Source organism: Granulicella arctica, assembly GCF_025685605.1.
In the GTDB taxonomy this organism is placed as follows: Bacteria; Acidobacteriota; Terriglobia; order Terriglobales; family Acidobacteriaceae; genus Edaphobacter; species Edaphobacter arcticus.
In genome coordinates this window covers 1,316,772-1,338,057 of sequence record NZ_JAGTUT010000001.1, presented here as the reverse complement: position 1 = coordinate 1,338,057, position 21,286 = coordinate 1,316,772, and the positions used below count along the sequence as shown (strand labels likewise).

The 21,286-nt window shown below is 54.6% G+C and carries 17 protein-coding genes; 9 read left to right on the top strand and 8 right to left on the bottom strand.

All coding sequences use genetic code 11. The annotated features are described in order from the left end of the window. The first annotated feature begins 184 nt into the window (after positions 1-184). Together OHL20_RS05440 and OHL20_RS05435 are read left to right on the top strand one after the other, a co-directional pair. Positions 185-694 (top strand): hypothetical protein, encoded by a 510-nt coding sequence (locus OHL20_RS05440; RefSeq protein WP_263382189.1) that lies wholly within the window; start codon positions 185-187, stop codon positions 692-694. A gap of 406 nt (positions 695-1,100) precedes the next feature. Further along, positions 1,101-1,334, top strand: a complete 234-nt coding sequence (locus OHL20_RS05435) for a hypothetical protein (RefSeq protein ID WP_263382188.1) — start codon at positions 1,101-1,103, stop codon at positions 1,332-1,334. Between the two features lie 689 nt (positions 1,335-2,023). Here OHL20_RS05435 and OHL20_RS05430 read toward each other — a convergent pair. From OHL20_RS05430 to OHL20_RS05410, 5 genes are all read right to left on the bottom strand, one after another. Further along, complete coding sequence (locus OHL20_RS05430; protein WP_263382187.1) at positions 2,024-3,316, bottom strand: DUF1501 domain-containing protein; 1,293 nt, start codon at positions 3,314-3,316, stop codon at positions 2,024-2,026. Positions 3,317-3,412: 96 nt separating this feature from the next. Then, on the bottom strand, positions 3,413-5,629 hold the full coding sequence (locus OHL20_RS05425) for a DUF1800 domain-containing protein (RefSeq protein ID WP_263382186.1): 2,217 nt from the start codon (positions 5,627-5,629) through the stop codon (positions 3,413-3,415). A 1,689-nt stretch (positions 5,630-7,318) separates the two neighbouring features. Next, entirely contained in the window at positions 7,319-8,074 is a 756-nt protein-coding gene (locus OHL20_RS05420; RefSeq protein WP_263382185.1) for a carbohydrate-binding family 9-like protein, read from the bottom strand. A 356-nt stretch (positions 8,075-8,430) separates the two neighbouring features. Next, positions 8,431-9,216, bottom strand: a complete 786-nt coding sequence (locus tag OHL20_RS05415) for a LytR/AlgR family response regulator transcription factor (RefSeq protein ID WP_263382184.1) — start codon at positions 9,214-9,216, stop codon at positions 8,431-8,433. Further along, complete coding sequence (locus OHL20_RS05410) at positions 9,197-10,303, bottom strand: sensor histidine kinase (protein WP_263382183.1); 1,107 nt, start codon at positions 10,301-10,303, stop codon at positions 9,197-9,199. Before OHL20_RS05410 ends, OHL20_RS05415 begins: the two co-directional genes overlap by 20 nt. Positions 10,304-10,606: 303 nt before the next feature. Between OHL20_RS05410 and OHL20_RS05405 the strand changes: the two genes are divergently transcribed. From OHL20_RS05405 to OHL20_RS05390, 4 genes are all read left to right on the top strand, one after another. Continuing rightward, a complete protein-coding gene (locus OHL20_RS05405) occupies positions 10,607-11,734 on the top strand; it encodes a DUF1080 domain-containing protein (RefSeq protein WP_263382182.1) in 1,128 nt (375 codons plus the stop codon). Positions 11,735-11,890: 156 nt separating this feature from the next. Continuing rightward, on the top strand, positions 11,891-12,424 hold the full coding sequence (locus OHL20_RS05400; RefSeq protein ID WP_263382181.1) for a Cif family virulence factor: 534 nt from the start codon (positions 11,891-11,893) through the stop codon (positions 12,422-12,424). Between the two features lie 640 nt (positions 12,425-13,064). Continuing rightward, complete coding sequence (locus tag OHL20_RS05395) at positions 13,065-15,938, top strand: S41 family peptidase (RefSeq protein WP_263382180.1); 2,874 nt, start codon at positions 13,065-13,067, stop codon at positions 15,936-15,938. A gap of 76 nt (positions 15,939-16,014) precedes the next feature. Beyond that, positions 16,015-17,226, top strand: a complete 1,212-nt coding sequence (locus tag OHL20_RS05390) for a hypothetical protein (protein ID WP_263382179.1) — start codon at positions 16,015-16,017, stop codon at positions 17,224-17,226. A gap of 40 nt (positions 17,227-17,266) precedes the next feature. Here OHL20_RS05390 and OHL20_RS05385 read toward each other — a convergent pair whose 3' ends face one another. After that, entirely contained in the window at positions 17,267-18,268 is a 1,002-nt protein-coding gene (locus OHL20_RS05385) for a medium chain dehydrogenase/reductase family protein (protein ID WP_263382178.1), read from the bottom strand. A 134-nt stretch (positions 18,269-18,402) separates the two neighbouring features. Between OHL20_RS05385 and OHL20_RS05380 the strand changes: the two genes are divergently transcribed. Together OHL20_RS05380 and OHL20_RS05375 are read left to right on the top strand one after the other, a co-directional pair. Then, positions 18,403-18,981 (top strand): TetR/AcrR family transcriptional regulator, encoded by a 579-nt coding sequence (locus OHL20_RS05380; protein WP_263382177.1) that lies wholly within the window; start codon positions 18,403-18,405, stop codon positions 18,979-18,981. A gap of 661 nt (positions 18,982-19,642) precedes the next feature. After that, positions 19,643-19,777 carry a hypothetical protein gene (locus OHL20_RS05375; RefSeq protein ID WP_263382176.1) on the top strand — a complete coding sequence of 45 codons (135 nt, stop codon included), beginning with the start codon at positions 19,643-19,645 and terminating at the stop codon, positions 19,775-19,777. A gap of 382 nt (positions 19,778-20,159) precedes the next feature. On the opposite strand, the gene OHL20_RS25425 is transcribed toward OHL20_RS05375, so the two are convergent. After that, on the bottom strand, positions 20,160-20,243 hold the full coding sequence (locus OHL20_RS25425) for a hypothetical protein (RefSeq protein WP_449555756.1): 84 nt from the start codon (positions 20,241-20,243) through the stop codon (positions 20,160-20,162). Between the two features lie 16 nt (positions 20,244-20,259). After that, entirely contained in the window at positions 20,260-20,643 is a 384-nt protein-coding gene (locus OHL20_RS05370; protein WP_263382175.1) for a hypothetical protein, read from the bottom strand. Positions 20,644-20,959: 316 nt separating this feature from the next. On the opposite strand from OHL20_RS05370, the gene OHL20_RS05365 reads away from it, so the two are divergent. Further along, positions 20,960-21,277 (top strand): hypothetical protein, encoded by a 318-nt coding sequence (locus tag OHL20_RS05365; RefSeq protein ID WP_263382174.1) that lies wholly within the window; start codon positions 20,960-20,962, stop codon positions 21,275-21,277. Positions 21,278-21,286 lie beyond the last annotated feature (9 nt).

Below are 21,286 nucleotides of genomic sequence, written 5' to 3'. Positions count from 1 at the left end.
TGCGACGATCTCGCCCTGAGTTAGCCTCTAATCCATCGCCGGACCTGGGAAGAGTAGCGCTCGCATTCTCGGCGATCCTGCCGCACCTCTCAGTAAACGGCGTTTTCAGCAACTACGGCCCACCGGACGTGGTGAAACGTCGAGATTGCCGAAAAGCTGACTTTGATGAAAGTACACTCAGGCCATGATTGAATGGGCAGTTCCGCATACGCCAACCGGTCGTCAAGCGAAACAGATTCGGTTATCGAGCCAGATTTTGTTGAAACTTTTGATTTGGGTTCTGGAGATAGTGGCTTCAGCTCTGGGAACATGCATCATCTTCGTTGCCACGGCGTTCCTACAGTTTGGTCATGAGACGCCCCCTTGGCATAACGACCTGACGCTGCTGAAGGTCATTGGGCTGACCCTCGTTATTTTGATGGAATACGCACTGACCGGATACCTTGCCACAACTTTGATTGCTCGATTCTCGATGCGGGGCAGACTACAGCGATTCTACCCATACGTCTGCGCAGGACTTTACCTGATCCATTCAACGATCTTCTTTGTCTTGGCTGGCAATTCTTCATTCAGAACCAGCGACTTGATCTTGCAAGTCGCTGGCGCATGCGCGACTTTCGCATCCACATTAGGTACAAACCAGTTGATCTCTAAGGCGAACGAGCGTCGGCGTGAGTCAGAACAAACGGGCTAAGCGAGGCTTCTCATTCCCTGAAAACGGCGTTTTGAGCGACGATGTCCGAGATTGCCAAAAACCCGACTTTCCAAGAGATAGCGCTTCGCTGGACGTCCCTTCACACAAATCCTTAGATTAAGATCGTTCGTATGATCGCAAACTAAGAACTCGCTAAGCAGTTGAGCACTGTTCTGAATGGACTGATGCTGGCACTGGATCGATCGGCGGCCCTGGTTCGAAAGGAATCTCCGTCGGAGGCTGCAGCATACGCCGCTGGAGTGGGTGCCGTGTTCATGTGTGTCTACTCGAAACTCCTCGACCCGATCTACGTAGATCATCCAGATGTTGCGCCACCCTCCTGAACGTTGGAATCGGAGCTCGGAGGGGGAATCGTCTTTGGAGTGACTTCGCGCAAGACGGTGTTTTGAGCAACTACGATCCCGACGTTGCCAAAAAGACCGACTTCGAGAGCGGTGGCGAACTTTTTAAACTTTTAGGCGGTGAGAACATTCATGGCATGGTCAGGTTGATGTTCATTGCTGTCGCGATCACTGCCGGAGTCGGTGGCGGTACTGAAGACGGTCCTGTAACGCAGGCAGAAAGCGTGGCCGATTTACCGATCTTAGTGATCTTGGAATCTGCGCCGCATTCGAAGTGAGTCGGCGTCGAACATGGAGGTCAGAATGCCAGTTTCTTCAGTCGCAGATGCTTTAAGCGTGCCAAGTAGTGAAAGTGAGAGGCTTTTTTGACGAGGCACGATCGGAATGATCCTGAGCGTGCCCCGACGCCGCAGCTATGACACAGACCTTACGATTCTGAGCATAAGCTTAGCCGAGAACCAATTACGGATGCATCGATGGTTCCTATCCTCAAGATCCGAGGTCACAGCTTACCAAACAGCGCGACTACACTCTCCCGCGTGGAGGCGGCAAGCTCAGGCCTCCGCGCTGTCGACAGGGTCCAGTTTCTTGGTTCACCGCTCTTCTTCTGCCTTAGTGAGGCCCACTTCCTATCGCGAGCAGTCCCAACCAACAGCGACTTGTATACCTTGAGCTTAGAAGCAAGCAGGAAACGTCGCTCCTTATCTTCTGCTCGGCTCATCTTTACATAATGGGAACCGGTCTCACGCTCAGACAACAGGGACTGAATACTTCCGACAAGCACGCTCCCGGCCTCAACATGCTTAACGGGCTCAGTGTCCTGTCGTGCAGTGAGGTCGGCCCCATTTGTTACCGCCAGAGCCAGTCACATCGAGTCTTCCTTGCCCTGACTGGGCTCGGCACGAGCAGGAGAAGCCAAGGTTGAAGAAACGATCATAGAACTCTTAGACGGAGATGGAACTCCTCCTTATATGAATCCAAGAGTCTCTTGACTGAAGCTTCCAATATTTGGAAAGATATTGGGCAGTTGAGCTGCCGTTACGCCAAACCACTGCGCAAGTGTGGCGGCATACTGCATCGAGCCGGTAGTCGGCACCCATCTGCCATTTGTGCCTGAATCGTCAGGACCATTCAGGACAAGTTGAGGGAAGGTTCCATACATCTGGCCACCCTTCACCGCTCCACCAATCACAATATGGTGAGAGCCCCACGCGTGGTCAGTTCCTGTATTTGAATTCGGCTGAAATGTTCGGCTAAAGTCGGACATTGTGAAGCTCGTCACGTTGTTGGCGACGCTTAGCTCCTGTGTCGCCTGATAGAACGCGGCGAGTGCCGGACTGATCTGCGCCAGCAGGGCATTCTGAAGAGTCAGCTGATCTGAATGTGTATCGAAGTTACCAATGCCTGCGAAGAAGATCTGTCGATTCACTCCGAGAGCAGCCCGCACTTGAATAATTTGGGCAATCTGTTTAAGTTGAGTCGCAAGGCCATTGTTCGCAGGAAAAACAGTTTTGAGCGCACTCACTGATTGAGTCGCTGCTGTCAGCGTTTTTGCATACTGATATGCATTGGTTGTAATTGAATCATCGGCCTGCACCAGCGTTAATCCTGAGTCAAACGTTAGCAGGGCCTGCGCCGTGGCTAGCTGGGCACCACACTCCGTAGTTCCTTCAGAGCACGAAGCACCGCTAATATTTCCCGGACTAACAGACACCGGTGTGCTGCTACTTCCGTTGCAGAAGAGCGTATCGCCTGCGACGGAGGTGATCATCGGAATGGAGGCGTTTGGGTTATAGCTTGCGTTCAGCGTATCGGCGATGCGGCCTGCCCATCCGGTTGCCGTTCCGCCTGTAGGAGCGGCATTTTGCCATTCCAGTTGCTGATCTGGATGCGAGAAAAGATTTGATGGCAGCATTTGGCCAGCAAGAAACTGAGCGCGTGTCGTTGGCTCGACTAGCGTTCCTACGTTTGCTACCAGCGCGGCATTCCTATTGTTAAACAATGTGGCAATATCTGGCAGGTTCGGATTCAAAGCAAAGTTCGGCAGCGCTCCTAACTGCAATAGGGAACCGGTGCCGGTCTGCGGTAAAGCCAGGGGGCCTCGTATCTTCGCATAATTCGCGTAGCCCGTTGCGTCAAATGGAACCAGCATATTGTTCGCATCATTACCACCATAAAGAAAGATGCAGACCAGTGCTTTGTAGTCGGTGCTGGCTCCTTGTGCCATGGCATTTAACATGCCAAACGGACGCAGGCCCATTGCACTTCCTGCTGCAGCCAGTGATGCACAGCGAATAAAACTTCGTCGATTTGCCCGCATCTGTTAACTCACTTTCCTGATGTCCGCTTCGCGGAATCAGTTTGCAATCTTGTACTGCGAAGACGTAATCACCAGGTACGTTGCTACCCGCACCCGCTGCCCGATATCGGTAAGACCAGCAACATGGTTCACGATCGCCGTTCGCATGGCTGATGACATCTGGCCATGTTGGAAGATGAGGCCAAGGGAGTCGACCAGCGCGCCGCTATCCGTCACGGCGTTGCCGGTCTTTGAGGCAGTCAATCCCAGCGCGCTCGTGGCACTCAGGTCGACATTGAATCCGGATATCTTGTTGTAAACCACGGTATTGGCAAGACTCAGCCGGAGCACCGCAGAGGCAGTATTTTCCAGCGCGAACTCTGGGGCATTTGAGCTCGTCGCAGGGATGACATATTCCGGCGGAAAGAAGTTGAAGACGCTAGGAGACGTATAAGGTTTCTCTCCGAGTGCGCCCGTGTAATTACCCAGTGAGTTATACGAAGCATTAGCCACGACGTCATTATCGGCAAGTGCATCGTTATTCGTGAAGTTCAATCCGCGGATCAAATTGGTCATATACAACATCGCCTCGCGAAGATGGCCAGCAGAGGCATTGGCGATTGGATTGGTGTCGCCTGCGCGTGCCTCAGAATCCGTAAGAATCGCCGTGATGACGGCCTTCATATCACCACGCACACTGCTTCCGTTATTCGCAAAAACCGCCGCCACTCGGCCCACGTAGGCAGGACTGGGATTGCTCATCACCAGGTGTTGAATAAGCTGGCGACACACAAAAGGTCCAACATTTGGGTGAGCGAAAATATTCTGCAACGCTGCTGCAAGGTCTGCCTCTGCGGTCTGGCCCGACGGCAAGGTCGTCCCGTTCAGCAGGATCTTCGCTGATATGTCATGTGCACTTTCGAGAGCGGCCATCGGCATCGTGTAGTTCGCCACATTGGGATACTTTGCCGGTGCACCGATTCCTGAAACATTTGCATAGGTCCATCCGGTGTAGGCTCGCGCAAAGGCCTGCACCTGTGCCTCCGTATACACCGGTATCGGCTGACTGCTTTCGTCAAGCTGCAAGGTTCCATCGGCATTAAGCTGATTGATGCCAAGCGTAAATAACTGCATCAGCTCTCGGGGGTAGTTCTCGTTGGCGATCTGCACCACTCCGTTCACCGTGCCCGGCTTGTAGCTGTTCAGCATATTTAGATATGCGCCCATCGCCGGGGAGAGTGAAACATCCTGCATGATGGTGTAGTAGTTGGTAAATGCATCATTCGCAAGCGTGTTTTGAAAGGTGGTTACCGCCCTCGCATTGACTGAATCGGTCGACACCACAAAGATTTCACTGAGCGCGAATGCAACGCGTTGGCGAAGCTGGTCTGGTCCGGTGATCACAGCCTGCCACCACTCTGACTCTTCGCAGGGGGTGGTGGTGTTGACGCAAATTGTGGGTGCTGGTATGGCAATCGTCGGGAGCAGCGTAGCCGGCGTGTTGAACTGTTCTGTAAGGTAGCCACTCACTCCAACGTTCTGCACATGCTGGATATCGTTCAACGTCGGCCCAAACGTTGCCTGATCCAATAACCTTGCCGCTGTCGCCACCGTGGCTTGATAGGCCTGCACCTGCGCCGTCGCGGATGCAGAGCCACCCGGATCGGGGTTGACGACGTCGACCGCGACAGTCGTCGTTCCGACCGGAAGCGTCACGGTCGCTTTCAGCTCAGTTCCTGAAATGAAGGTTGTTGGCACCCCAACACCCATCACCTGCAGACTGGACCCTGAAACGAAGCCGGTCCCAAGTACATCCAGCACACTGCTGCTTCCAGTCGTCATCACTGCAACTGACCCTATTACTGGTAGTGGGTTTAGCACTGTCTCGCTCAGCGCCCCGATAGCGCTCGTCAAAGCCTGACTTACCGCAGTGATTGTCACGATATTTGGATTTGGGAGCACGGCAGGCGGAGTGTAGCTCCCGCTGCCAGAGATGGTGCCAATTGTCGCAGCACCGCCATCGACACCGTTGACCTGCCACGTGACCGCCGTATTCGAAGTATTCGTCACCACAGCTACAAACTGCACAGTCGATCCGATCCGCACCTGGCTGCCACCGCTGACCGCCACAGCGATTGCAGGCGTTGGTTTAACCGGCTGAGGGAAAGCAGGACTGGGCGAGCTTCCGCCGGAGCATCCTATAGTCAGGAGCAGGCAGCTTGCCCAGGCAGAATGCAGCGGAAGGGACCCTGGTTGCCGTACGCTCAAGTGCATGCGCTCTAGCCTGAGAGAAATCTTGCCAGTCTTCATATGCCACCGTCAGTAATAGTTGTCAAAATGTGTGCTCGGCTATCCTATCTAACCGCCTGGTTGCGGTTTAGTTGCGAACTATACACATTTTCTGAAACTTTTGACTGATCAGAGCGTCACCCACTCCCGTAATTACCTACGCCAGACTCGAGTCTCTTCGGCAGCTTCAGAACCGTTGTTCAAGAAAGCGGTGTTTTCGGCAATGACAAAATCGAAGTTGCTCAAAACACAGACTTTGCGGGAGCTCCACTATTTATCTGGTATTACTCGGGCTGGGGCTGCTAAACGTCTTTCGACACAAGACGTCTTCCGCAGCCATGTTTTTCTTTCATGGGCCTCAAGTTGGACGAAAACGCGCAACCGCTTTGAACCTTCCTCGGTCTCTTTATAGAGTTCAAGGATTCTTTCCCTTTCCGCGCAGGGAATCGCTGGAAGTACTTTGCTTCCTCGCTGCGTAGGCCTTCCCTCCTGAGATGTGTCCTTTGCCCATAGCTTCCTCAAGTCAACCGTGATGCGGTCGTGTTCAGATCGAAGATCGTTTGGACGGTGTCTTAGACGTTTTTTCTTGCGAAACGGCGTTCTCGGCAACAACGACCGACGTTGCCGAAAACCATGACTTCGCGGGAGCTACGGTGTGTATCGCCTGCGCATGCTCACGAGTCGGGCCTGCTTGGCTTCGGTTCAGATTCCCGTTATCCTCCCGATTGGAGGCCCCCATTGCTTGGTATCGCGCGAATTATGCTTTATTGCGCTGGAGCCTTGATCGCCATGGGCGGCCTCTACGACGTCTTTGTCCCGAGACTGCCATCGAACCTGGTCGCGCTATGCGCTGGAAATCAGAGAGCTTGTAAGCTGGTTCGAGAGTTGTTGCGTGCACTGGGCGGATCTTTGCTTGCAGTCGGTACAACAGTGGCATTTCTTGTAAGCCGATGGGAGATCCGAGACCCGCGCCGGACACTCATGCTTGTGCTCTTATTGGTGCTGCCGTCAGAAGGAATTAACTCTCTGAGTATGTATCGGGTCGGCTCTCCTTTCCTTGTCCCTGTGGCCTTTACTTTACTCACGTTGCTCGGTGTGCTCCTTGCATGGCCAGGACTCTTCTACTAAACGCACATGTCTTGGTTCTGGCATGCTGTCCATAGAAGTGGCAAAATGCACATCACATCAAGATCTGTGGCGGGCTGGATAGAAAGAGATCCCAAGACCATTCAGCTTCGACTAGGCAAACTGCTGAGTCGTGACTCCCGCGAAACGGCATTTGCGGCAACTTGTTAGTAGCTTTTGACTTCTGAACCCAGGACCGACCGGAAGCTATTCTCGTCCACAGCGGCATGCCAACGGCCATCTTCACCCTGATGAATCGTTCCTTCTGCACAGAGGTAAGTAGGTCGGTTGCTCTCGTCGGCATCAAGATCGTAAAAGTTAAGACGCAGGCCGTTGACTGGCTCAACGCCGAGGCGTGCGAGGTCCTCAAACGAGCCTTGAGTGAGAAGGGTATGACCGAGGTAGAGGTAAACACTCCTTGCATAGGGGCAGTTTATCTCTTGCGGCTATGGCTTCGACTGTATTGCGACAAACGGTGTTTGCGGCGATCCCGGACGACAGATGACCAACTACATGACGACAGCGACAGCGATGCTCAGAGGCTATGGTTTAGTCGAGGAGTAAATAAAGATGGCCCCAACGGTCGGGGACGTGCATGTTGACGACACCTTGCGGAGACCACACCCAGTTGTCTTCCATGGGTTTGCCTGGTGTCCACTCAACGCGGCTGAAGTTGATGCGCCAGTCGGAGCCTGGTGTCGGGCCGGTGGTAGGGAGGCGAGTTGTGAACGCTTTCCACGGGATGGCGAGCTCAACCGTCCAGCCGCGGTCCGTGTCGGTGGATTGATTGAGGGTGCCCTGGACGCTGACGGCAGATTGAAGGCCGGGTATGGCCCAGGAGTTGTCAGCGTGGCCGTGCTCCCGATAGGGCTTGTTGAGGAAGAGATCCCAGCCGGTGTCGAGCGCGTTGATCTCGAATTCGAAGTAACCGGGATCGGCGAGGGGAGGCTTGAGGAACAGCTCGAAGTCGTTGTCGTGGAAGATGATGGAGTCGTGTTGAGTGAGGGTGGCTTTGACGTCCGGCTCTTCGAGCTCGGCGGCGATGTAAAGGTTGGTGGAGTCGTAGAGGATTTTGACTCGGGTCCGCAGTCGGGGGAGTGGTTTGGCGGGGCCTTCGATGTCGACGAAGTCTGTAGTCCAGGGGGCCAGAAGCCAGGCTGGGTCGTCGAGCTTTCCGTCAATGGTCGGAGGATGGCGGGTGGGGTGGCAGGCGTAGGTTTTGGGCGGTTCCAAGGTAGGCGCAACGAAGGCTTGGGAATGGAGAGTCGTCGCGAGCATGAATAGGATGGCGAGGGTGGCGTGCATATGTAGAGCCTGTTCAATAATCTTATCTTCAGGTCCTTTGCACTACCGAAGTTGCCGAAAACACAACTTGGCGGGAGAGTCTCGTCTAAGGGGTCAACTCTCTCGATGTGTGACTTGGCGATTTGTCACTCATCGAGGGGATGGGCCGTCACATTTTGCCTAGTTTCGTATGCTGCAGCGAAAGCGCATCGGCGGCAACAGGCCAACGGCTTTACCAGCGAAGAAGAGCGTCGAAACAGCATTGATGTTGTGCCGCCTAAGAATCGTGAAAATCTATAGCAACATTGCGCACAATCAAAACCGCTCGCGCTGGCCCGTATGCGAGATTGATTGGACGTGTTGGTGCAACGGGAGGTCTACAGCCTCTGTCCAAATCGCTTCTCCAGTGAGTCGCGGTAGGTTCTGCTGACGCGAGGGTGAGAACCGTCTTTCAAGGTGACCTCGAACTCCCCGTGTGACAGAGTCTCCATCTGGACAATACTTTCGATATTGACGATTGCGGAGCGATGTATGCGAATAAAGCGGCGCGGATCGAGACTCTGCTCCAGGTCGGTCAATGATGCTCGATACAGGGTTGGTTTCCCGGACACATAGAGGGTGACATAGACTCCGGACGCCTCGATCCAATCGATATTTTCCACTCGCACAAACGTGGTGACTCCATTCGTTTTGATCGCCAGGCGGTCCAGTCGACGTGTCTCCGTCGCCTCCGAATTAAGTACCTGCGCAAGCTTTTGACCGAATTCTCGTAGATGGAGGTCCTGTCTTTGTCTCTTCGCGCGGGCCATCATTGCTTCGAATCGTTCATCGCTGAAGGGCTTGAGGAGGTAATCCAAAGCATTCGCCTCAAAGGCTCGTATCGCATGCTGATCGTATGCTGTTACAAACACCGTGGCGGGCATATTCTCAGCCCCAACGGCGTCAATTACTCCCAAGCCGCTGAGCTCCGGCATTTGCACGTCCAGAAACACCAGGTCTGGGCTTTCGCTGAGAATCATTTGCACTGCGGTCTTCCCATCGCCTGCTTCCATCATGGAAGTGGCTTCGGAATCCCGGCGCAATAGATCGGAGATACGCTGGCGGGCCGGTGCTTCGTCATCCACGATCAGAACTCTTATGCCATCACGCGCTAGGGTGTTCATCACTTTCCTTTCGTGTGTGCAATGGAAAGGAGACGGAAACCTCTGTCCCGCCTTGACTCCTACGCCGGATATCAAAATGACTCGTGTTGCCGGGGTACAGTCCGGCGAATCGCTCGCGGGTCACAGACAGGCCTACTCCCTTGTGAGTATCGAACGACCAGCCGGATGGCAATCCCACGCCATCGTCCACAACCTCGACAATAAGCCTCTGCTTAAGGCGCTGCGCGCTCAAGACGATTGACCCGCCGCGAGCTCGTTTGGAGATGCCGTGGCGTATGGCATTCTCTACCAGAGGTTGGATGAAGAGGCTGGGAACCAAGGCATTTCTTACGTCTTGAGCGATCCTGATCTCGATCTTCAAGGCATCACCGAAGCGGATCTTTTGAATGGCTAGATAGTGGTCAAGAAAAGCTAATTCTTCTGAGAGAGATATCTCCTGAACTCCTTGTGAGTTCAGGGAAAGTCGTAGCAAATCGCCTAGATGTTCGATCATCTTCCTTGCGAGTTTAGGCTCACGCTCTACCTGGGAGGAGACGGTGTTGAGCGCATTGAAGAGAAAGTGAGGATCCAACTGGGTACGCAACGCATTGAGACGAGCTTCTGAAAAGTTCCTCTGCAAGCGCTCCATCTGCAGCTGAGCGGATACGAATCGCTGGTGGTAAAGATATGCCTCCCACACACCAACGATGAGACAGTACACGAGCATGCTCCAGAACATTTCCTGGAGACCTTCGGTGACGATCTCGGTTCCCGATAGCCTGCCCCAAGCGCCTGCCCCAAGCGCCGCCTTCAGAATTTCGTGAACATAGCCATACAGGATTGATACGAAGGGACCCAAGGCGAAGAGCGTGATGAGGCGAGGTAGGATTCGTTGCGTCGAAAAGGGAAGAGCACGATCGATAGCCAAGACGCCGGGGACCAGAATCCCCCAGGACCACCACTGAGCCATCGCAGATGTGAATACATGATGCAGGGCACGGTTCTGCCCCAGCTGAGGTAGAGCAAAAATCACAGCTACTGCGGTCCAGAAAACAAACGAAATGGCCGACAGCTTGAGAGTAGTTTTCATCATTGCTCTTCCAGCCATTCTGACAGATCACCTTACACTGCGCGGCTCAGGAAGGGGCAACCCGTTGTAGTTCTGATCTCGTGCGATCGGCACGCGTCCTGCTCATGCGATCATCATACCGGCCCGCACTGTTGGAGACCGCTTGGGAACATAATGCCCGGCTGCGTCTCGAATGAAAGTAAAGTTGCGCTGAAGACGTCTGTTGTCAATGACTTCTCTTCTAACCGTACAAACGGAGTGCTTCGCATGCTGCGGTCTCAAGCTTCTCTTTCGTTCACTCGCCTTCAAGTCCTGTTTTCGCGACGACTGTTGGTCGCCTTTATGCTCTTTGCTCTACGCAGCAGCTTCGCTGAACCAGCGCTTCCCGTTCCCATGAAAGCTGATCATTGGCGTTCTAATGGCAATGCCACGTTTACATCTGGCGATCATGCGCCCGATGGCGTGCTTGAGATCAGTAAGGGATCAGTCGACCTGAAGGATTCGAATTTTCGTGATGGGACTATCGAATTCGATATGTACATGCCTGACCACGGAATACTTGGAATGAGGTTTCGCACGCAGAATCGAGAGAACGCCGAAGCTCTTTTCTTCCGTCCACAAAAGGATTGCGAAAGTGCTTCTGATTGCCTGCAGTACATGCCCCTTGAGCATGGTGCCTTCGAGTGGGATTTATTTCCGGAGTATCAAACTTCAGCGCCTATTCAAGTCTCAAGTTGGAATCACTTCCGAGTCGTGGTGCTCGGCAGAACGATGCGTGTTTATATAAACCGTTCCGGCAGCCCGACACTCAGCGTGGATCGCATGGAGGGCGGATCGCTGTCCGGCGGCCTGACCTTCGGTGGGCCGGCGAAGTATGCAAATCTCGTTATTACGCCAACAAAGCCATCAACTACCGTGGCGCAAGTCACGCTCGAACCGAGAGATGGATTCCTGCGACGCTGGCAGATTTCATCGTCGTCCGTGCTCCGCTCCATTCACGACCCAAAGCTGGATGCCCCGATGGGAGTCCAGCCGCCTTATGCTTCCATGCCCCGTGATGGCAAGGCCTGGAGGGCTGCGACGGCTGACACGAAAGGCCTCGTCAACTTCTCGCACGAAGTTGGATCGGCAAAAGATGGCTCGGTGATCTCTTTGGCATGGGCAAGAACAACACTCGTCTCCGATAAGGCTCAGTTGAAGACGGTTCGGATCGGCTGGGTGCGTGAGATTTGGGTGTACGTGAACGGCGCTCTGGCGTTTTCAGATCGAAACATCGAAGGCCTTCCAGCGGCGGAGGCCGCCGACGAACGGATCTCTTTAGGGAACGGGAGTTTCCGATTACCTCTCAAGAAAGGAAAGAATGAAATTGTAATTGCGCTCGACGATAACCTGCCAGGCAATGTACAGCACTTCGGATGGGGCATGGAGCTAAAGCTGGAAGACTCGGCCGGAATCTCGCAGCTTCCCTAGGCTTTTCCCACTCGCGCGAGCCCTATACCTCTCTCCAACTACAAGGACCGCTTGAGCACATACTCTCGAGCTACCTGTTGAATGCGCGTAGTTTGAGATTAGACACTTTCGTTTCACATTCACATCTGAGTTGCAGATGTGTGAAGGAGACACCTAATGAATCGCTTTATCATGAGCAAGATTTTAGCTTGCGTCCTCCTAACCACCGCCTTACGTTTCGCTCAGTGCCAAACAGTTACTGAGAGCAGCAAGGGAATGCCGGCCAGCATCGCGTCGGATACTGTCGACGTTCAGCACGTGATCGACGCGTACCACGAAGCTGTTCTGAGTCATGACGGATCCCGCTTATCCAGTCTCTTCATTTCGCAAGGAAGTATGTGGCTCAATGTGCTTTCCGACGACACTTACTCTCGAGCAAAGGCGAAATCACCGGATGCGCAGAAAATTCGGGTAGGAAGCTACGCAGAATTCGCCAAGATGGTGTCGACGTCAAAGGCAAGCTTAAATCCTACCCATACGCATCTCCAGAAGAACAGCGATGGGACGATTGCGTCTGTGTATTTTGACTTCATCTTCCTGATAGACGGAAAGCCCACAAATCGCGGGAGTGAGACCTGGGTTTTAGTCAAAGGAAGCGAAGGGTGGAGAATTGCGGCGATCACGTTCTCGTCCAATCCGCCTACCTCATGACCTTTCTGCCAAAGCTATATGCCGCCGGTGGCTTGTGTCTTAGGGCCCGAAGCCGCGAGTTGATGCGAGGACTTGTGCAGGCCATTGCTTGTGGAGGACGCTGGGAGACGATACCGTTTGCGCACCTCGCACCGGTGTTGATCGCTCGAAAGGAAGAATGAATATTAGAATTTCGATTATGCGATGTGCGGGATTGCGATGGCTCGAACCCATGGCTTCAGGGAGGATCTGCAGTTGGTTTTGCGGCGCGCCGCTCGTTGCATTTGCTCTCCTTCTTTCGTCTTCTTGGGCGATAGCTGCTCCGACAAATCCTCTGATGCGTTACCCCACGACCAGCGCAAGTGCTGTGGCCTTTGTTGCCTTTGATGACCTGTGGAGCGCTCCGCTGGCAGGCGGGTCTGCACATCGGCTCACTCATGATCCGGGCGCAGTTACTACACCTTTATTCTCCCCGGACGGAAGATGGTTGGCGTTCACCCTGAGGCGCGGCGGTTTACATGACGTATTCGTGATCGCGGCCGGCGGTGGCGAGTCACGTCGTCTAACATTCGAGGCCAGTAGCTATGACGAAGGTGCGATGGTAGTGGCTTGGACGCCAGATTCCCGTCGAGTCGTATTTCTTTCGCATAGAGATGCGCCGGTGGAGAAGTTGGTCCGGGCCTATACGGTCGCAGTAGAAGGTGGTCCAACTACGTTGCTGCCGCTCAACCGTGCCGGGCTGATGTCCTATGCTCGGGACGGCCACGCTATCGTCTACAACCAGATCTTTCGGAATACTGAACTACGCAAGCGCTATATTGGCGGCCAGCAACAGGATCTATACACCTACGTTTTCCAAACGAGACGACTGACACGGCTCACGGACTGGAAGGGGACGGACACTTCCCCGATGTGGTACGGGCACACGGTGTATTTTGTCTCCGATCGAGGAGCCGGCTTTCGCGCAAACATCTGGGCTTACGATCTCCGCACGCGAGTGTGCCGCCAGCTGACTCATTTTGCCGAATACGATGTGGACTGGCCTTCTCTAGGCGGTTCGACGATTACGTTTCAGCAGGGCGGCCATCTCTTTGCGATCGATCTGCCTTCTGAGCACCTGCACGAGTTGAAGGTCGATGTGCCGTACGATGGCGAACGTACTCAAAGCCGATCCGTTCCGGTCGGGCGGGCCGCTCGCGTGAAGGACGCGATGGGGGGCGTGGACTATGCGCTATCCCCGCTCGGGGACACGTTGTTGCTTTCTGCTCGCGGTGACCTGTTCCGTGTCGATGCGCATGCGGCTGGAGAAGACATAACGCAGACGCCAGGGATCGATGAGGACCACCCGTCGTGGTCGCCCGATGGCGGAACTATCGCTTATGAGACAGACAGCAGCGGGTCACAGCAACTTGCTGTTCGCCCTGCAGCCGGTGGGCCGGAGCGGCTCCTCACCCATTTCCCAACGGGCTACCTGTACACACCCGTATGGTCGCCGCTGGGTGACAGCCTTGCCGTTGCCGACGCTAATCACTCGCTCTGGTGGGTATCTTTGAACGGTGTGGCGCCACTCCGCATCATGAGTGATCCGTTCGCGGAGATTCGTGATGCCGCATTCTCGCCTGACGGTGGCTGGCTGGCGTACAGTACGCAACGTCCAAACCAGCTTCGGGCCATTCACTTGCATGAGCTTGCGACCGGTCGCGACACGGTTGTCAGCTCACCCATGGAGAGCGACCGCTTACCGGTATTCACTCCCGACGGACGTCTTCTCGTCTTCGTTTCGCAGCGCAACGAACAGCCCTTTGTCTCGGACCGAGACGATGAAGCCCTCGTCTCGACCTTGAATTCAGATGGTCTATATGCCGTGTCACTTGACCGCCGCTCACCGTCCCCGTTACTGGGTGCCTCAGGAAAGACTGCAGTGTCAGACACGCCCGTGCGGATCGATCTGGATGGTCTTATGGCGCGTGCCATAGCCTTGCCTGTCACACCGGCTTCCATAACTTCACTACAAGCGCGGTGCAGCGAGCTCTACTATCGGGTCCAGCCGGTGCAGCTCATTGGGGGCGACCTCGCCGGTGAGGTGGGTGCGCTTCACGTGCTGGATCTCGTTACCATGAAGAGCCGAGTCTCCATAAGAGACTTGGATAATTTCAGCCTTTCTTCGAATGGCAAGAGAGTTGCATTTCGCCGTAATGGTGCTTGGCGGATTGCCTCGACCGCCGCTCGCCAAGCTCAATCTGATGTCAGTGAAGTCTTCGATCTGAGTGGCCTAAATGTTCCGGTGGATCCACCGCGAGAGTGGGCCGAGATGTTTGAGAACGCGTGGCGCCTTGACCGCGACGTGTTCTTCAGCAAGGTGATGAACGGAAGCAACTGGCAGTCCGTGCATGACGCCTATGCGAAGCTGATTCCTCAACTAGGCTCACAGGATGACTTTCTCTACTTGCTTGCTCAAATGCAGGGGGAGATCGCCAGTTCTCATACATTCATACGGCGTGGCATTGATACCGACCTGCGAAGGCCATCTTCAACTGGCCTGCTCGGTGCCGACTACGCTCTTGACTCAGCCTCGGGTCGCTACCGGCTCGACAAGATCTACCGTGGCGACCAGACTCGGCCTAACCTGGCTGGACCGCTCGGTGTGCCAGGTTTGGACGTGAAAGAAAACGATTATCTGCTGGCCATCGGCGAGCATGAATTGAGGACTCCGGCAAGTCCTGAGAGCCTGCTCAGCGAAGCTACCGGCGAGGTTACTTTGACCTTGGCGGCGTCGCCGACGGGATCGAGACATACGATCAAAGTTCAGCTACTCACAGACGACACCGCACTGCGCCGCCAGGCATGGATCGAAGCGAATCGCAATGCAGTGGATCGACTTTCGAACGGACGTCTAGGCTACATCTTCCTGACATCTTTCGAAGATGAGGGCTCAAAGGACTTTGTTCGCCAGTTCTACCCACAGCAGAACAAAGAAGGTTTGATCTTCGACGTGCGCTGGAACCTCGGTGGATTTACCAGCCAGGCTGTGCTCAATGTGCTGCGGCGAGAACGGGCAGGTCTCTTTGTAAATCGCGAAGGCGCTGTATCGCCACTTCCTTCGGCAACTGCTCCGCCAGCAATGGTTACCCTGATCAATTACGGCTCCGCTTCCGATGGAGATCAGTTTCCGTATTTCTTCCACAGGTTCGGGCTCGGCAAGCTCGTAGGGGAACGCACATGGGGTGGCGTTCAGGGTATCAACGGTCCGTGGCGCCTGATGGATGGCTCCTTCATCACGATCCCGAAAGATGCGCTCGCCTCCTTAGATGGTAGATGGATCATCGAGAACGAAGGTGTGTCGCCCGACCTGGTTGTGCCTTCGCGGCCAGAGGAGGTTATCAACCGCAGTGGCAGAGACGCACAACTCGAAGCAGGCGTTGCGGCGGCGTTGATACAGATCAGACGTAAGCGTGTGCACAACATCAAAGCACCCGCAGCCTTGCCGGCCTACCCTCCGGAGGGCAACGTGTCTGGAGCTACCTTTCGGCGTTAGCCCAACTACCATCGACACCCGGCTTATTTGAAAACTCTGCCCACCGCTGAGGAAAGGCTTGTTCCTGATGATGTTTATGAATGTTTTTGCGTGCACTTGCATGCTGGCAGGCACCGTTCCAAGTGCTAACACAGTCAGGCCCATCAAGGTCCAGATGTCTGTCGGCCACTGGCACACGCTTCCGGCCGACAGTATGGGCCCGAAGGGCGAAGCACAATTCCTTCGCAAGGAAGGTTTTCCTGATGGGTTGCTCGTGCTGAAAGCCGGATCGGCGGCGTTGGATGGACTTAGCTTCCGCGACGGCACGATCGAGTATGACTTCAAGCCACTAGCGCCCGATATGCCGGGACTGCAGTTTCGGGTGAGCGGCACTGAGGCCTCTCCGGAAGGCGAAGAGGTTTATGAGCGCATGTTTGGTGACGAGCGGGCCTCGAATGATGGGATTCAATATGTTCCCTTGATTCATGGCTTCATGCCTTGGAATGCGTATCCGCAGTATCAGAATCGGGCTCCTATGATCGACGGCTGGAACCACGTACGTGTCGTCGTGTCCGGACGACGGATGAAGGTTTTCATCAATCGCTCGACGGATGCGGTTCTATCTGTTGGTAACCTCGAGAGCGGGTCGGCGTCTGGCGCCGTGCACCTTCGCGGGCCGGCGATCTTCACCAATCTGATTGTGACCCCAGGCGAAGTTGGTGGATTGGCGTCCGAGCCCGAGCTAGATCCAACTGCTCGCGAGACAGGCATCATTCGGGAGTGGCAGGCATCATCCCTGCAGTCCCTGGTGAAACTACAGACTCCGGCCTACTCCGAGATGCCGTCTGAAGCGAACTGCTGGCACCCTGTTGATTCGGAACGTGGCGGACTGTTGAATCTGAATCGCCAGTACGTGGCTTCCGAGGGCCCGCCGATGATCGGCTGGCTCCGCTTCAACGTGACCGCAAAACATGCTGAGAGTAAGCTAGTCTCGCTTGGTTGGATTGGTGAGGTATGGATCTTTGCCAACGGAACGCTGCTAACTACTGGCAAGAACTTCTACTATCCAGAGAAAGAACGCCGAGAACCGGATGGCAGGATGGCTTTCGAAAATGGATCGTTCAAGATCCCATTGCATGCCGGCACTAATGAGATCGCCATCGCTTTATATGCGTCAGTACATGACGACCTTAGAACGAGAACAAAATATGGCTGGGGATTGATGATGCGATTCCAGGATCCGTCAGGGCTGACCTTTCCTCGCTCGACGCGTGTCCCGTCGACGAGAAAAGTGGATTCACATCTGTAGCCAAGCGTGAGGCGCTTCATTCGCGCTTCTTCTCCTGCTGCTAGGCAACATCAAGGATAATTGAACCGACTCCGCTACCTCGCGCGTACGTGCGATGCGCCTCCTGAACGTCAGCCAGCGGAAATACGGCCTTGATGGGAACCCGGATGCGACCTTCGCCGAGCATGCGGAAGAGGCACGCCAGATCCGGAGCGAAGTGCTTGGAACCCCTGAATAAGCCAAAAAAGGTGGTCCGCTTGCCTGACCAGAAGGCAAGATTGCGAGCGAACAGCTTGAGGATCATAGGCAGCGGGGACGGCCGGGGCCCGTTGCTCAGCGCGGGAAGGTTCTGGCCGTAGCCGACCAGCAGACCGCCTTTGCGCAGGATCGAATAGCTTTCATCGAAGCTCTGATATCCAAGAGGGTCGAACACGGAGTCCACGCCTCCCAGGCGCTGCATCTGTTGAATCCAATCTTTTTGCCTGTAGTCGAAGACCACGGCATCGGCTGCACTCAGTTCGGCGTGCTTACTCACTGAAGCGGTACCGAACACTTCTGCTCCCCGAAGGTGCGCCAGATGGAGAAGCGCTGTGCCAACTGCGCCGCTGAGGCCATGAACGAAGATTCGTTGACCGCGCTTTACATGGGCGCTGTGCTCGAGCATCTCGTAGGCAGTCATCCAGTCAAGGATAAGTGCGGTGGCTTGACGCAGGTCTAGTCCCTCTGGCACCGGTGATACAAACTTCTCTGGAACATTCATTCGCTCTGCCTGAGAGCCATAGATGGTGAGGCAGGCCACCAGAGTTCCTGGAGCAAATTTTTTGCAGCCCGGACCATTCGCCAGCGCTCTGCCGATCATGCTGTAACCAGGCGTCAAGGGCGCTTTCTTCTGAAACGGATACAGGCCGCGACGCATGTTGACATCGGAACCCGCGACCACGGAATGTAGCACTTGTACCTGCACCTCACCCACCTGTGGACTCGCGACTGTTGCCTCAATGATCTGTAGAACACTCTCATCTCCAAAGTGGGGAACAAGTACCTTTCGGATCGTGGTTTCCATACTGCTTCTCCTTGGTGATCGACTCAAGTCAACGATCGGCTCGATGACTTACAGCGTAAGCCAAGCCCGCCACCCTGTCAAGGCTTACTATGTAAGCAATGGCTCATCCAAAGTTCCTGTCGTCAAAAGAGATCTTGAAAACGGCGGTGCACCTCGTAGAACATGGGGACGCCGACGGGCTGTCACTAAGAGCCGTTGCCGCGGAGCTTGGCGTGAAAGCGCCGAGTTTATACCGCTATTTTTCGGATAAGGAGGCGCTAGAAGTTGCGGTTGCCGAGGAGATACTCAATGTAATGCTGGTTGAGTTTCGGGCCGCGGCAGCGACCGCTGATCCGGAGACCAGGTTTCGAAGAGTGGTTGAAGTCTATCTGCGGTTCGCGAGGGAACGGTTTCCGCTTTATACGTTCGTCATACAGCACAACCATCCCGAGCGGTATGCGTCAGGAGCCGGCAAAGCCGTGTGGGATCTGATGGTAGACGCCGCCAGCGCCGTCTCTGGACAGCTGGACGATACGGCTGCCGCTGTAGCTACCTGGGCCTTCCTGCATGGGTACGCCACGCTTGAACATTCCGGTGCCTTCGGACCATCTGGTCCGAAGGGCGGACTTGAGCGAGGTATAAAGGCTTTTCTGAGCAACTTTCGCGTTAGCCACTCCGTTCTGAAAACGCATTCGGAGCGATCGACAGATTCTCGGAAAGCGAAAAAAACGTGAGACACCACCACCGAAGTGCATTTAAGTTCAGATCGCACTTTGAAAAGTAACTTTTTATTTCAAACGGGGACTATAGCCGCTTCGACTAGTGAGAACAGGCCAACGCACGTTTCGATGGCTGCCTTATCTCAAACGTGCATTGGCGATTGTGCGTCAAGCCAGAATCCCAGCGGCTACGTGCGCGATGGCATCATCAGCTTGGTGCCATTCCGCTTCCAAAACCAGCCACTGGTGAACGCCAGATCCAGAACCTGGACGTGTTTGGTCTTGAACTTGAAAAGGGTGACATAAATCTGCTTGGATCGCTCAACTGACCAAACGGCCGACTGGCCAATCAAGATCAGTTTGAGGAACTGTAAGCACCCAGAGCCAACCTTGCAGCAGTGGTAGGGCATTTGTTTCGTAGGCGACGTCCGCTTTCTAGCGGATATTTCTCAGGATGTAACGAGGCGGGTCAGGCAAAGGATTCCTTCTTGGGGATCGACTGTCACGCTGCAAAATCATGTGCTTCGACTCGTACCATTCCACTGAAATGAAGGTCAACTTGAACAAGGCAGGCGTCCGCGGACTTGTCACGCTAGATCGCGCAACGCCAAAAATCCCTTTTGTTGCTCCAAAACATTTCAAGCCTCACTCCGTCTCGTGCCGTACGGAAGTGAACGTGAAGCTTCCTGGGCTGGACACAATGACACCCGAAGATCTTAAGAAGACAATTGATGGGTTGATCACTGATCCGGCAACTGCATCTGCCGTTGAGAGCAAGAAGGTGAAGCTGGGTATGAGCACCGATGAGTAAAAGTTGATGGCCCTCATTTATTCAGGACCCGAGATCAATCTAGCGCGAAAATGGTCTGAGTTCGACTTCGAAGCCAACCGTTGGGATGGGAGAAGCTGCGCTCACAATAAGCTTCCGAACGATAGTGGGAAGCTGGGCCCGGTTCGCGACGAGGTGACGGAACTATGAATAGGTCAAACAATTTAACTTGTAATCTTGATCATTTGCAAAGGTCTAATTCATCCAAAGGCCGAAGGGTTGCGAGTGATCTCACAGAGTTCCGGCGTTTTAGGCTTTGTTGAGCATTAGAACTCCAACCGGAGAGCCAATTGCAACATGCGAAACGTGATGCCATTGGCGCCGGAATTCATACCTGTAAGCTGACCGAAGCTGCCAGGCTGGCTCACGTCACTTGGCTAGAGGTTTCACCCGGCGCTAAGAAATTCGGATGGTTTAGCACGTTGAAGGCATCTGCACGGAACTTCAAGTTGATCTCCCTGGAACTACCGGGAAGGTCTTTGCCAAGGCCGAATCAAGATTGAAGAATGGTGGTCCACGCAGGTTGTTCCGACTGCGATCTGGAAGCCTAGCGGGCCGGTGAATGCCGCAGCTGCTGCTGTCGGATTATCGAGCATAAACAGTTGATTACCGATCTTGTCCAAACGGCGGCGCAAAAGAACTGGGCTGCCGACCAGAATACCCGGCGCATCGTTCGAGTAGCTCGCCACGAAGGCGCTCGACGACGTGCCCGGCCCGTTGCCGCTGTGGTAGGCCACCAGATCGCTGACGTCCCAGTCGCCGATTACCTCATCCAGCCAGCGGGAATCGCTGGAGAAGAAGGTGCGGCCGCGGCCCACCGGTAGCTGGTAGGTAAAGTTCCCGTACAACGAAATGAGTTTTATTTCTCATGTTGACGATGCGCAGCCGAAAAAGCTTCCGCAGGGAGGAAGTCGCATACCCACTCATGCAATTCTGAGGAATTCTGCTTGGTTTCTCGACGTGTATGTTCTGGCGGGGTTACATACTTTTGCGAGCCCTTCAATTGCGGGACCACTATCAGATTTGATCATTGCGCTTGGCAGGCCCGTATGTTGCTTCTGAACGATTGCTACCTAGCTGTTCGCCAGTCTAAAGATGACGTTGGTGAGATGGCTAATCATCCAAGCCAATTTGCCGATCTTAGGTGATAGCCATGAGAATCCTATGCCTGAGATGATCTCGATTGCTGCACTGATGCGTAGCCAGCCAACCCCTCGCCTCTTTGAACGCCGCCGCGGTGTTTCCGATATGGAGTTGGCAGCTAGAAAGCTGTACAGCGCGACTCAATACCTAGTATTGGAGCAACTTGAGGGTCGTCGAGGCTCACCTAAAGCGAACAGGCAGGCCATCGCGATCCTTTGTGAAGCGGGGAGGAGGCTGGTCAAGACCGAACGCCGTCATCCAGCAAGAGGTTTTCTTCACAAGTGGCTGGAGGATGAAGCACACTTTGAGCTCGAAGGTATCTTTCAGCAAAAGGGCTAGCTTAGGAGG

Bases quoted from the DNA above. Each gene is read 5' to 3' on its own strand.
- OHL20_RS05410 (WP_263382183.1), bottom strand. From the start codon at position 10,303: ATGGCTGGAAGAGCAATGATGAAAACTACTCTCAAGCTGTCGGCCATT.
- OHL20_RS05390 (WP_263382179.1), top strand. From the start codon at position 16,015: ATGAATGTTTTTGCGTGCACTTGCATGCTGGCAGGCACCGTTCCAAGT.
- OHL20_RS05420 (WP_263382185.1), bottom strand. From the start codon at position 8,074: ATGCACGCCACCCTCGCCATCCTATTCATGCTCGCGACGACTCTCCAT.
- OHL20_RS05400 (WP_263382181.1), top strand. From the start codon at position 11,891: ATGAATCGCTTTATCATGAGCAAGATTTTAGCTTGCGTCCTCCTAACC.
- OHL20_RS05440 (WP_263382189.1), top strand. From the start codon at position 185: ATGATTGAATGGGCAGTTCCGCATACGCCAACCGGTCGTCAAGCGAAA.
- OHL20_RS05415 (WP_263382184.1), bottom strand. From the start codon at position 9,216: ATGAACACCCTAGCGCGTGATGGCATAAGAGTTCTGATCGTGGATGAC.
- OHL20_RS05385 (WP_263382178.1), bottom strand. From the start codon at position 18,268: ATGGAAACCACGATCCGAAAGGTACTTGTTCCCCACTTTGGAGATGAG.
- OHL20_RS05365 (WP_263382174.1), top strand. From the start codon at position 20,960: ATGCCTGAGATGATCTCGATTGCTGCACTGATGCGTAGCCAGCCAACC.
- OHL20_RS05430 (WP_263382187.1), bottom strand. From the start codon at position 3,316: ATGGGCCTGCGTCCGTTTGGCATGTTAAATGCCATGGCACAAGGAGCC.
- OHL20_RS05405 (WP_263382182.1), top strand. From the start codon at position 10,607: ATGCTCTTTGCTCTACGCAGCAGCTTCGCTGAACCAGCGCTTCCCGTT.
- OHL20_RS05425 (WP_263382186.1), bottom strand. From the start codon at position 5,629: ATGCACTTGAGCGTACGGCAACCAGGGTCCCTTCCGCTGCATTCTGCC.